This is a genomic window from Streptomyces formicae, assembly GCF_002556545.1.
In the GTDB taxonomy this organism is placed as follows: domain Bacteria; phylum Actinomycetota; class Actinomycetes; order Streptomycetales; family Streptomycetaceae; genus Streptomyces; species Streptomyces formicae_A.
Map to the genome: position 1 here is coordinate 7009766 of NZ_CP022685.1, position 11904 is coordinate 7021669.

The window sequence follows — 11904 nt, forward strand, 5'->3', positions numbered from 1 at the left end:
CCGGGGCGCCGACGCCCGACGGCAGGCAGCAGCACCTCGACTGGCTCAGTCTGGTCGACGTCTCCGGCCCCTTCCTGACCCTGCCGGTCCTCCTGAAGACCTGGCCGCAGTTGGACTCCGTCGACAAGCCAGCACGTGTCCGGTTGCGGTACGAGCACGGCGTTTGGCAGTCCGATCCGGTGGTCGGCCAGCAGTCGTGGATCCGCTTCGTCCTCGGTGAACTCCTCGGCTGGGGCGACGCGTTGACGGAGGGATCGGCGCTGGCCGACGCTCTCGCCGTGGACGTCCCCGCGCACGACGAACGCGTCGCGCCCACGTTCGCGCTGCTCGACCCGGATTCCACGGCCCTGGATGCAGCAGGTGACGGCCCTGTGGGTGGTGCGTCCCTGGCCGCCGACTGCGCGATCCTCGGCCTCACCGTCCCGGCCGGACAGCACCCCGCCCGCCGCGTGCCCGACTCACCGTGGTCGGCCACCCCCATCGACCGCATGGCACACCTCTGCCGTCACCACGGCACCGAACTGGGCCTGGTCACCGACGGCCGGTGGTGGGCCCTGGTCTGGGCGCCGCGCGGCGGCGTCACCACTTCCGCCATCTTCGACACGGTCGCCTGGACCGAGCAGGCCGAACGCGTCGTCGTCCGCGCCTTCCTCTCGCTCCTCAGCCGCCGCCGCTTCTTCGCCGTCGCTGACGACGAGATGCTGCTGCCGCTCCTGCGCGAGTCCCTGGACAATCAGGAGGACGTCACCGACGCCCTCGGCGTCCAGGTCCGCCAGGCCGTCGAGCTCCTCGTCGAGGCCATCGGCCGGGCCGACATCGCGGAGCGCGCCAAGGGCGGCCGGGGCCTTGCCGATGTGCCCGCCCAGGAGGTCTACCGGGGCGCGGTCGCCATCATGATGCGCGTCGTCTTCCTCCTCTTCGCCGAGGAACGGGGCCTGCTTCCCAGCGACAACGAGTTGTATGTACAGGCCTATTCGGCCAGCCGTCTCTGCGCGGACCTGGAGGAGCGCGCCCGCGAGACCACCGAGGAGGACCTGGAGCAGACCCGGTCCGGCTGGCACCGCCTGATCGCGCTCTTCAACGCCGTCTACGGGGGAGTCGACCACCCGTCCCTCCCTCTCCACGCCTACGACGGCTCGATCTTCGACCCCGACACGTACCCGTGGCTGGAGGGCCGCGGAACGCGGGAGGGCGACCCCACCGACCCGCTCCCGATCGACGACCGCACGGTGCTCCACATGCTCCAATCCGTGCAGCACGTCTGGATCGGCACGGGGAAGAAGCGGGAACGCCGACGCCTGACCTTCCGCACCCTGGACGTCGAACAGATCGGCTACGTCTACGAGGGCCTGCTCTCGTACCAGGGCCGGCGGGCCGAAGACACGGTCGTCGGCCTGATCGGCAAGCCGGGCCTGGAGGCCGAGGTCCTCCTCACCGACCTGGAGGCGAAGGCGGCTCGCAGCGCGGACGTGGCCGGTCTTGCCGGGATGCTGGCGGAGGAGTTCAACAAGACCACCGGCATCGGCACGGCGGGCAAGCTCGCCAAGTCCCTTGCTCCGATGGGTGATTCGGTACGCGGCGACGCCCGCCGCAAGCTGCTCGCCGCGACCGGCGGCGACCTCGATCTCGCCGAGCGGCTGCTGCCCCTCTACGGCATCATCCGCCGCGACCTGCGCGACCTGCCGGTCGTCATCCGCGCGGGCGCGCTGTACGTCACCGAGTCCGCGCTGCGGAAGAACACGGGTACGCACTACACGCCGAAGTCTTTGGCGCAGAAGGTTGCTGATGGGGCGCTTGAACCGCTGGTGTACGAGCAGGCGCATGGCCCGCTGACGACGTCCGACAAGACGCAGTGGCGGCCCAAGCATTCGTCGGAGCTGCTGAAGCTGAAGGTCGCGGACATCGCGATGGGCTCGGCGGCATTCCTGGTCGCCGCCTGCCGGTATCTCGCGGGCGCGCTCGTCGAGGCGTGGAGCCGGGAGGGGGATGTGCGGGCGAAGACGTACCTGGAGTCGGCCGGCTCGCTGTCCGCCTCGGCGGTCGAGGCAGAGGCCGACCCGGTGATGGTCGAGGCGCGGCGGCAGGTCATCGAACACTGCCTGTACGGCGTCGACATCAACCCGATGGCCGTCGAGATGGCCAAGCTGTCGCTGTGGCTGGTCTCGATGGACCCACAGCGGCCGTTCACGTTCCTGGACGACAGGTTGGTGGCGGGGGATTCGCTGCTCGGGATCACGTCGGTGGAGCAGCTGGAGGCCATGCATCTGGACCCGGCGCGGGGGCGGCGAATCCACGATGGGATCGACTTCACGGGCGGGGTGCGGAGGGTTGTGCGCGAAGTCGCGGACGAGCGGCGGAAGTTGGCGGGGATCCCGGGGGTAGGGCTCAAGGAGTTGGAAGAGAAGCGGGCCATCCTGGAGTCTGTGCGGGAGAAGACGCGGCAGGCGGGAGTGTTCGCGGACCTGGTGGTGGGGGCGGCCCTGGCTGGGGCCGGGAGGGGTGAGAAGGAGCAGAACCAGCTGTCGTTCGCGGCGGTTACGGCTGCCCATGCGGTGGTTGATGCGGGGGGCGAGGGGGAAGTGGCGGCGGCCGAGCTGCGGAAGGCGGGGCGGCTGGCGGGGGAGTGGCTGGCGACGGGGCAGCCGGAGGGGGCGTTCGACCGGGAGCCGGTGCATTTGCCGTTGGTTTTCCCGGAGGTTTGGGAGGAGCAGGGTGGGTTTGATGCAGTGGTGGGGAATCCGCCGTTCTTGGGTGGAAAGAAGCTAACCGGGTCATTCGGAGAGCCCTACCGGGAATACCTGGTCGGTGAGCTTGGGCGCAGCGTGCGTGGGAATGCCGACCTGGTGGCGTACTTCCTGCTGAGGGCGCACGAGCTGCTGAATGAGCGCGGTCAGGCGGGGCTGATCGCGACGAACACTCTGGCGCAAGGGGATACCCGAGAGGTCGGGCTCGATCAGCTTGTGGCGGATGAGGTGGAGCTGCGGCAGGCGGTGAAGAGCGCGCCGTGGCCCTCACGGAGCGCAGTGCTTGAGTACTGCGCGGTGTGGATGAGTCGGGCGGCGGTCGGCGCGAGCGGGGTGCGTATCGCGGACGGGGTGGAGGTTGCGGGGATCACGCCGTCGCTGGATGCGGCGTCACGGGTCACTGGGGCGGCACGCCGCCTGGTCGAGAACCAGAGCATCGCCTTCATCGGCGCATACGTGCTGGGGCTCGGGTTCACGATGGAGCCGAATGCCGCAGAGGAGCTGATCGCCCGGGACGGGCGATACCGGCAGGTGGTGTTCCCGTACCTGAACGGTCAGGACCTGAACTCGCGTCCGGACAGCTCCGCCAGCCGATGGATCATCAACTTTCACGACTGGTCCGAGGAACGGGCCAAAGAATTCCCTGCGGCGTACGAGCAGGTGCGGCGGCTGGTAAAGCCCGAACGGGAGCTGTGCAAGGCCAGGGATTACCGTGAATTGTGGTGGCGTTACGCGCGCAGGGGCAGTGCCCGCGAGAAGGCGGTCGAGGGCTTGGACAGGGTGCTGGCGATCACCCGTGTCAGCAAGGTCGTCATGCCGGTGACGGTGCCGACCGGGCAGGTCATGAGCGAAGCCACGGTGGTGTTCGTATCGACTGATCCAGGGATGCTGGCTCTGCTGAGTAGCGCCCCGCACTACTGGTGGGCCATCAGTCGTTCCTCAACCATGAAGGGCGACCTGCGATACACGCCGACCGATGTGTTCGAAACGTTGCCTCGCCCCGAACTCACCCCGGCCCTCCGCGAAGCAGGCAACCGCCTCGATACTCACCGCAGCGCGATCATGCCCGCCCGCGGCGGCCTCACCGCTACCTACAATCTCGTCCACGACGAGAAGTGCACCGACTCCGACATCACCGAACTCCGCACCATCCACCGTGTCATCGACGAGGAAGTCGCCCGCGCCTACGGCTGGCACGACCTCCTCGACCAGCCCGGCGGCCTCGACCACGGCTTCCACGCCACCCGCCAAGGCCCCCGCTACACCGTCGGCCCCGCCGTCCGCCAAGAGATCCTCGACCGCCTCCTCGAAGAGAACCAACGACGGTACAAGGCCGAGGTCGAGGCTGGCCTGCACGACAAGAAGGGGAAGGGCGGGGCGGCGAAGAAGCAGGCGGTTGTGCCTGACGAGGAGCCGCCGAGTCTGTTCTGACGGGCCGGGTAGCGGCAGCAACGTGGGCATGGCCTCGGGAGAGGCCATGCCCACCTGTGTGTCCCGCTTACGTCAGTCCGTCCCGGCTCCGACGCGCGTCACGAACGCCGTCCACCCGGCCGTCCCGGACGCCAGCCGCGCCCCCGACTTCCGCTTCGAGTCACGGACATGGACCAAGCCGGTGCCGTCCGCGACCTCCACGCACTCGGGGCCTTCGTTGGTGCTGTAGCTGATCTTGAACCACTCAAGACCGGCGGCGCCTTCGTTGGCAGAGGGCTTGATGGTCATGTCTCTCCCAGAACCTTCTCGATGAACGCCATCGACTCCCAAGGCGTCAGGGCCTGTGTCCGGATGCTGCCATACTGCGCCTCCAAGCGGCGTACCTCTTTCGTTCGGGGATCACTCGGCTGAACGTCTGCGCCTCGATATGACCCACCTTGGCTCCGTGATGCGGGTCGATGAGCATGATGCTGCCGCCCAGTACGGGATACTCCTCGCGTCCCGTCGGTATCACCTGGATCTCGACGTTCCTCAACTGCCCAACCTCCAACAGTTGTTCGAGCTGTGCCCGCATCGCCATCCTGCCACTGAGTGGGCGCAGCAGCGTCACCTCCTAGTGGACGAAACTCAGGATTGGCGCGGGCCAACGCTCGAAGACGTCCTGCCGGGACAGCCGGGCAGTCACGTACTGCTCGATGATCTCCTCGTCCAGTGACGGGCGTCGCATCCGGTGCAGTGCGCGGGCATATTCCTCGGTCTGGAGCAGGCCGTGGATGACCTGGTTCGCGTACGCGCACATCTCGGGGCATCCAGCTCCAGCCGCTTCAAGTCCCGCACCTTCTTCGGGGACCGGACCTCCACGAGCTCCTCCACGAGACCGGGCAGGAGTCCGCCCGCCCACCGCCTCGTCCGCCTTCTCTAGGAAGACCGCCTTCGGGGTGCGCTGCCCCCGTTCGACCGCCGAGACCTGGTGTTCGGTGTACCCGATGGCTGTCCCCAGCTCTGCCTGAGACAGGCCGGTCCGTTCGCGCCAGCGCCGCACCTGCCACCCCACCAGCTCTAGAACCCCGGACATCCCCTCGTCCCAGTCCTAACCCCGCCGACTCCCTGCCCGGCTCCGACTCCATGCCCGAAACCGTCATGTGACCGCCACCCCGGGGCGTCCCCTGCCCTTGCCTCGCCGCCGGGTCACGGCTGACGGCCCGCGCAAAACGCTCGGACCAGCTGACAGCTACACGCTGTGTCAACCCGGTTACTGTTCACGGTGCATGCGTCCGGCCACGCTGCGTGACATGAATCAGCAGATTGCCGACCCGGCACCCCCGTCCCAACCCGCCCCCCCGGCCCGCCACTTCGCAGCCACCCTCACCTCCACCCGCCGTGGCGCCCGCCTCGCCCGGCTTCTCGAGACGCAGCAGCTCGACGCATGGGGGCATCCGTACGCAGTGACACCTCGGACGCCGCCGCCCTCCTCGTCGCCGAGCTGGGCCGCCAACGCCGTACGGCACGCCGCACTCCCCGGCCACAACTTCCACCTCGCCCTCTCTCGCCGGCGACCCCGCTCCCGTAATCCTCCGCATCGAGCTCTCCGACGCCCGCGTCGAGAAGCGACTCCCGCGCCCCCTGCACCCGAGTCCACCTCCGGCCGCGGCCTCCTCCTCGTCGAGAATGTCGCCACCTGCTGGGGCGTCGCCGACCGCGACCCGATCGGCAAGACGGTATGGGTGGAGCTGGACATCCTCGTGCGGGGCGACAGGCCTGGTGTGCACCCTTCGAAGGATTGCTGAGCGCGCCGACCCATCACCGGCGTGAGTATTATGAAAGTTGGCTCTAACCCAATGGAGGTGTTACTTATGGCTCGCAGTGCAGTGGCCGTTCCCGCCGAGCTTGCACGGCGGAACAACCGCGTGGTCCGGCCCCAGGACGCCGCCGGGATCTATGTCCAGCCCCGGCCGGAGCTCGCCCGTCTGGTCCGCAACGGGGCCGTCCGCAAGCTCACCCATGGTTACTACGCGCTGGTGCCCGGCCGTCATCTCGGGTCCCCGACCTGGCGGCCTGATCTCCATTCGCTCGCGCTCGGCATCGCCCAGTGCGACTACGGGGAGAGTGGTGCGGCGCTGATGGGTGTGGGTGCGGCCCGTGTGCTCGGCGCCGTTCCTCGGGCCATCGCTGTGACGGTCGTCGCCGTACCCAAGCAGCGGCCGCCGCTCGAAACTGATTACGGTCGCATCCTCTTCGTGCGCCGCACCCTGGACACCCTCGACCTCGAACGCGCCGACACCGAACTCACCCAGGGCTGGATCACCACCCCCGAGCAGACGCTGCTCGACCTGGCGGCCCGGCCCACCCTCGGCGGCTTGCCGCCGGACGCCGTCACCGAAGCCCTTCGCGCCCTGTGGCCCCGCACCGACGCCGAACTACTTGAGGAGCTGGCCCGGACGCAGCGCAAGGCGGCCGCCCTGCATCGTGCCCGCCACCTCGTCGACGTCCAAGGAGACTGACCGAGCATGCTTTCCCGGCACGACCTGACCCGTGTAGCCGCCGAATACGGCGCGGCAGAGAACCAGATCCGCCGTGACCACCTCATCAGCCACGTCCTGCGCGCACTGGCCGAACTGGACGTTCCCATCGTCTTCTTCGGCGGCACGGCACTTGCCCGCACCCACCTCACCACGGCTGAGGCCGGCGGCTGCCCCTCCGAGGACATCGACCTCCTGACCGGCGATCGGAAGGTGGTCGCCGGGATTCTGGACAACGTTCTGCCGCGCCACCTCCGTCGCGAGTTCCCGCGCAGCCGCTGGGAGCCCGCGTTCGCGGACGTCGGATCCGTCGATCCCGCCCAACTGGTCACCGAGGACGGACTCCGCCTCCGTATCCAGCTGATCGACACCGGCACCGCCCACGGGGACTGGAACCGTTGGCCGACCGAAGTCCGCGAGATCGACCTGCGTTATGGCGATGTCCCAGGCCCTGTTCGGCTTCGTGTCCCCACTCTTGATGCCTTCGCAGGCATGAAGATCGCGGCTTATGCCGACCGTCGTGCACCCCGTGACCTCTACGATCTGGCCGCCCTCGCCCGGCTGGACAAGGTGACGGACGACGTCCCGAGGTTGGTGCGGGACATCACCGGCATCACTCCCGGACGCCACCACTTCCGGACCCCACCCGTCACGGACTGGGAGGACCAGCTCGCCCACCAGACGGGGTACCTGCCCACCGCGCAGGAGTGCATGGACACGGTCTGCACGGCATTCGGGGAGATCTTCGGCTGGCCCGAACCGTACGATCCCTTCACCTGATGTGCCGGGCTCACCGAACGGCTCCGTCTGGTGAGCTGGTCGGGGATGACTGCGACGGTACAGATGCTGGACGCCTTTTCGGAGCCGCACGCGTAACCGCTGTTGGCTGTCGCTCTTCCTCGAAGGACAGTTGGCCCGGCGCGGCGTCTCGAGAGTTGGTCTCCACCGCATAGCGTCGTTGGTTCTCTTCGAGGAGGCGGTCGAGGATTTCCTGGCGGGCGACGGGGCCGACGGTGTAGCGGGGGCCTTGGCGGGTGTCCTGGAAGCCGTGGTCGAGGCCGCCGGGCTGGTCGAGGAGGTCGTGCCAGCCGTAGGCGCGGGCGACTTCCTCGTCGATGGTGCGGTGGATGGTGCGGAGTTCGGTGATGTCGGGGTCGGTGCACTTCTCGTCGTGGACGAGGTTGTATGTGGCGGTGAGGCCGCCGCGGGCGGGCATGATCGCGCGACGGTGGGTGTCGAGGCGGTGGCCCGCTTCACGGAGGGGCGGGGTGAGTTCGGGGCGAGGCAGGGTTTCGAAAACGTCCGAGGGTGAGTAGTTGAGGTCGGCCTTCATCGTCGAACTCCGGCTGATGGCCCACCAGTAATGCGGGGCGCTGCTCAGCAGGGCCAGCATCGCGGAGTCGTCGCTGGCGAAGACGCAGAGCTTGTGCGCGAAGACCTGTCCGGTCGGCACCATCACCGGCATCACGACCTTACTCACAAGCGTGATCACGAGAGTGCGGTCCGTCCTCTCAGTTGCCGCGTAGAGCCCCTTGGCGCGTTCGGCGAACCACCACCACTTCTCCCTCCTGACTGGCCGGTTGCTCTTCTCCCGCTCCGGCTTTACCAGCCGCCGGACCTGCTCGTACGCCGCAGGGAATTCTTTGGCCCGTTCCTCGCGCCAGTCATGGAAATTGATGACCCATCGACTGGCCGACCCGTCCGGGCGCGAGTTTAGGTCCTGCCCGTTCAGGTAGGGGAACAGCACCTTCCGGTACCGCTCATCCTGCGCAATCAACACTTCGGCCGCCTGAGGCTGCATGGTGAATCCCAGTCCCAGCACGTACGAACCGATGAAGGCAATTCCCTGGTTTTCCGCTAATCGATGCGCCGCTCCCGTCACCCGCGACACCGCATCCAGCGACGACGTGAGCCCCGCAACCTCGACCCCGTCCGCGACACGTAGCCCTCCCGGACTGACCGCCGCCCGGCTCGTCCACACCGCGCAGTATTCGAGAACCGCGCTCCGCGACGGCCACGGCGCGCTCTTCACCGCCTGCCGCAACTCCACCCCATCTGCCACCAAGCAGTCCAGACCGACCTCCCGGGTGTCCCCCTGGGCCAGCGTGTTCGTCGCGATCAGCCCCGTCTGGCCACGCTCGTTCAGCAGATCGTGGGCCCGCAGCAGGAAGTAGGCCACCAGATCCGCACTCCCACGCGCGGATCGCCCGATCCCGGTGACGTAGTAGTCGCGGAACGACTTGCCCAGTGATCCGGTGAGCCTCTGTCCGCCGAGGAAGGGAGGGTTGCCGATCACGGCGTCAAAGCCGCCCTGCCGGAACACCTCCGGGAAACGGTAGGGCCAGTGGAAGGGCTTCCAGGCGTCACCGTCGGCGCCGAGCGCGCCGCGTGTGCCGCGGCGGGTGGCCTCGTCCATCTGCCGTTCGACCTCGGCGCGTCCTGCCGGATCGGACTTGCCCCATCGGCGTACGTGGTCGGCGGCCAAGACGGAAGCGTCGTCGAACCCGGACCCGCCGCGCGCGGCGCGGTCCAGAGAGGCGGTGACCAGGAGATTGGCGACGCGCTCCTGCAGTGCCACCGCTTCCTTGGCTTCGCGGAGGACCCGCCGTTTCTCCTCCAGCGCGACGAGGGACGTACCCGGGATATCCACAATGCTTGAGCGGAGCCGGGCGGCACGCTCCACATTGCCACCGAACCCGGTGAGCTGGGGAACCGTCGCAGTGAAGTCGACCGGGGAGCGGTCGTGCACACGGCGGCGCCCTGGCAGCAGGTGCATGGCCTCAAGCTGTGCGTACGACGCGAGTCCCACCAGGGAGTCGCCGTCGAGCAGTCGATCGTCGAGGAACGTGAACGGCATGCCAGGTTCGACGGTCTCCAGCCACAGAGCGAACTTGGCGAGTTCGACGGCGAGCGGGTTGATGTCCACTCCGTACAGGCAGCGCTCGGCGATCTCGCGGCGTGCCCGGAGTATCGTCCGGTCGGCGTTGGCGTCGGTCGTCTCGCGGAGGAACTTGCCCTGCTGCCCGCGCGCGCGGGACTTCAGCAGCATCTCCGCCAGGTACCGGCACGCGGCGACGAGGAACGCCCCGGACCCGCAGGCCAGGTCCGCGATCTTGAGTCGGAGGATTTCGCTGCTGGGCTTGAGGACCCAGGTGTTCCGGTCCGCGGTCTGCAGCGGGCCGTAAGAGTGGACCAAGGGTTCGAGCGCGCCCCGGGCCACCTCCGCGGCGAGTTCCTCAGGGGTGTAATGGGCGCCGGTCGTCCGGCGTGTCGACGAGCGGCCGACGTACAGGCCGCCGGGCGAGACGACGACGGGGAGCCCTCGCAGGTCGCGGCGGATGATGCCGTTGAAGGGGAGGAGGCGCTCGGCGAGACCGAGATCTCCGTTGGTCCCAGCCAGTAACTTCCGCCGGGCCTCCTCGCGTTCGGAGGTCTCCGGAGGGCGGAGTGCGCGCTCGACCGCCTTCGGGGTACCCAGACCCGACTTCTTGTACCGGTCCGCGAGCGCCGCGGCCAGTCGGCCCGGCGCATCCGGGTGCTGCGCAGCTTCCGCGGCGAGGCGCTCCAACTCGGCCAGCTCCACCTGGATCTCCCGGCCGGGCTTGCCGATCAGGCCGACGACCGGGTCCGCCGCGCGTCGCCCTTCGTACTCCAGGAGCCCTTCGTAGACGTGCCCGATCTGAGAGATCGACAACTGCCCGAAGGCCGTCCTGCGGCGCTCGCGCGTACGACCGCGGCCGACCGTGACGAACTGCACCGCACGCAGCATGTGCAGCACCGTCCGGTCGTCGACGGGCCATGGTGAGCTGCCGTCACCGGGCTCCAGCCAGGGGTGGCGACGGGGGTCGAAGAGGCTGCCGTCGTATCCGCACACTTGGAGACGCGGGTGGTCCACGCCCTGGTACACGGCGCGGAAGAGAGCGACCAGGCGGTGCCATGCCGCGTGGCTCTGCTCCAGGTCCTCCTCGCTCGTGGCCCTGGCCTGAGCTTCGAGGTCGACACAGAGCGCGCCTGCCGAATAGGCCGATACGTAAAGAGGGTTGTCCGCCGGGAGCAGTCCGCGCTCCTCCGCGAAGAACACGAACAGGATCCGCATCTGAGTGGAGAGCGCCGCCTTGTACACCTCGGCGGCGGGCTCGCGTCCGAGGCCCGGCCGATTGCTGCCGCGCGCCTCCTGGTCCGTACGGCCGATGGCGGCGACAAGGAGGTCGACGGCTTCCTTGACCTGCCGTCCGAGGGATTCGGTGAGGTCCTCGGTCTCGTCCTCCGCGTGGGAGAGCAGGTGGGAGAGGGTTTCGTCGTTCGGGACCGAAAAGAAGCGGCGTCGGCAGAGCAGCGAGAGGAAGGCCCGCACCACCGGGCGGTCGGCGGCCGACGCCCAGTCCGCAGTGTCGAAGGTGACGTAGCTGGTGGGCGCGTCGCGGGGTGCCCACACGAGGGTCCACCAGCGGCCGGCCGCGACCAGTCCGAGGCCGGTGCCGTGGTGACGGCACATGCGTGCCAGCTGGTCCGCCGGCGACTCAGCCCAAGCCGTGCCGGGCTGCCGGGCTGTCGGGACCGTGCCCGGTGCGCAGACCAGTCCGAGCAGTGCGATTTCCGACGGCTCCGGGGCGGTCGGATCGTGGGTGTCCGGGGAGGTGAGAGCGAACGACGGGGTGAGTGGCTCCTGATGCCCTGATTCGTGGAAGGCGAGACGCGCAAGCAGGTCCGGTTCTTCGTGTAACGCGTCTGCCCAGCCGAGTAGGGAACCCAGGAGATGTCGGATCCAGTCGCCGTGTATTCGCTGCGGGTCCGACTGCCAGGCCCGGTGGGCCTGGCGGAGCAGGCGCCGCGCCGCCTCGTCCAAGGCGTCGAGGCGGGGCCATACGCAGGTGAGCGTCGACAGCGGGAGGAAAGGGCCGTCAATGGAGACGAGCGCCAGCCACTCTTTGTGCTGCTGTCGGCCATCCGGTGGCGTTCCTCGGGAGTTGTACGGCCTGGTTCTGGTTCGTACAGTCGGCGCACTGCGAGCCATGGACACCCCCGTGGCACAACGGTGATCCGGGCAGGTGCATGACGAAGCCACCACGACCGACGGTAGCTGGGTAGGCGCGTGATGGACAGAGGCCCTACGGGCTATGGCATTCGGCCCCGGCCGGACGGCGGGCGGGGCGGGGTGGGATGGATCGGGAACCGGGCGACCGCGACATCGCCGAGCTGCTCGCCCGGGC

General features: G+C 68.7%; 5 protein-coding genes and 1 pseudogene. 3 read left to right on the forward strand and 3 right to left on the reverse strand.

The window, feature by feature from the left end:
* The first annotated feature begins 110 nt into the window (after nucleotides 1–110).
* On the forward strand, nucleotides 111–4175 hold the full coding sequence (locus KY5_RS30690; RefSeq protein ID WP_159072617.1) for an Eco57I restriction-modification methylase domain-containing protein: 4065 nt from the start codon (nucleotides 111–113) through the stop codon (nucleotides 4173–4175).
* Nucleotides 4176–4247: 72 nt separating this feature from the next.
* On the opposite strand, the gene KY5_RS30695 is transcribed toward KY5_RS30690, so the two are convergent.
* Both KY5_RS30695 and KY5_RS30700 read right to left on the reverse strand, forming a co-directional pair.
* On the reverse strand, nucleotides 4248–4463 hold the full coding sequence (locus tag KY5_RS30695) for a DUF397 domain-containing protein (protein ID WP_098245253.1): 216 nt from the start codon (nucleotides 4461–4463) through the stop codon (nucleotides 4248–4250).
* 46 nt (nucleotides 4464–4509) lie between these two features.
* Nucleotides 4510–5250, reverse strand: a pseudogene (locus KY5_RS30700) (helix-turn-helix domain-containing protein).
* A 778-nt stretch (nucleotides 5251–6028) separates the two neighbouring features.
* Here KY5_RS30700 and KY5_RS30705 point away from each other — a divergent pair.
* Both KY5_RS30705 and KY5_RS30710 read left to right on the forward strand, forming a co-directional pair.
* Nucleotides 6029–6676 carry a type IV toxin-antitoxin system AbiEi family antitoxin domain-containing protein gene (locus KY5_RS30705; protein WP_098245254.1) on the forward strand — a complete coding sequence of 216 codons (648 nt, stop codon included), beginning with the start codon at nucleotides 6029–6031 and terminating at the stop codon, nucleotides 6674–6676.
* 6 nt (nucleotides 6677–6682) lie between these two features.
* Nucleotides 6683–7474 (forward strand): nucleotidyl transferase AbiEii/AbiGii toxin family protein, encoded by a 792-nt coding sequence (locus KY5_RS30710; RefSeq protein WP_098245255.1) that lies wholly within the window; start codon nucleotides 6683–6685, stop codon nucleotides 7472–7474.
* A gap of 10 nt (nucleotides 7475–7484) precedes the next feature.
* Here the strand turns inward: KY5_RS30710 and KY5_RS30715 are convergent, their stop codons facing one another.
* Nucleotides 7485–11540: an Eco57I restriction-modification methylase domain-containing protein gene (locus KY5_RS30715; protein WP_159072618.1), complete on the reverse strand. Its 4056-nt coding sequence runs from the start codon at nucleotides 11538–11540 to the stop codon at nucleotides 7485–7487.
* Nucleotides 11541–11904: the final 364 nt, after the last annotated feature.

What these genes read in the sequence shown, in the direction of transcription:
- KY5_RS30695 (WP_098245253.1), bottom strand. Translation starts at nt 4,463, where the DNA reads ATGACCATCAAGCCCTCTGCCAACGAAGGCGCCGCCGGTCTTGAGTGG.
- KY5_RS30705 (WP_098245254.1), top strand. Translation starts at nt 6,029, where the DNA reads ATGGCTCGCAGTGCAGTGGCCGTTCCCGCCGAGCTTGCACGGCGGAAC.
- KY5_RS30710 (WP_098245255.1), top strand. Translation starts at nt 6,683, where the DNA reads ATGCTTTCCCGGCACGACCTGACCCGTGTAGCCGCCGAATACGGCGCG.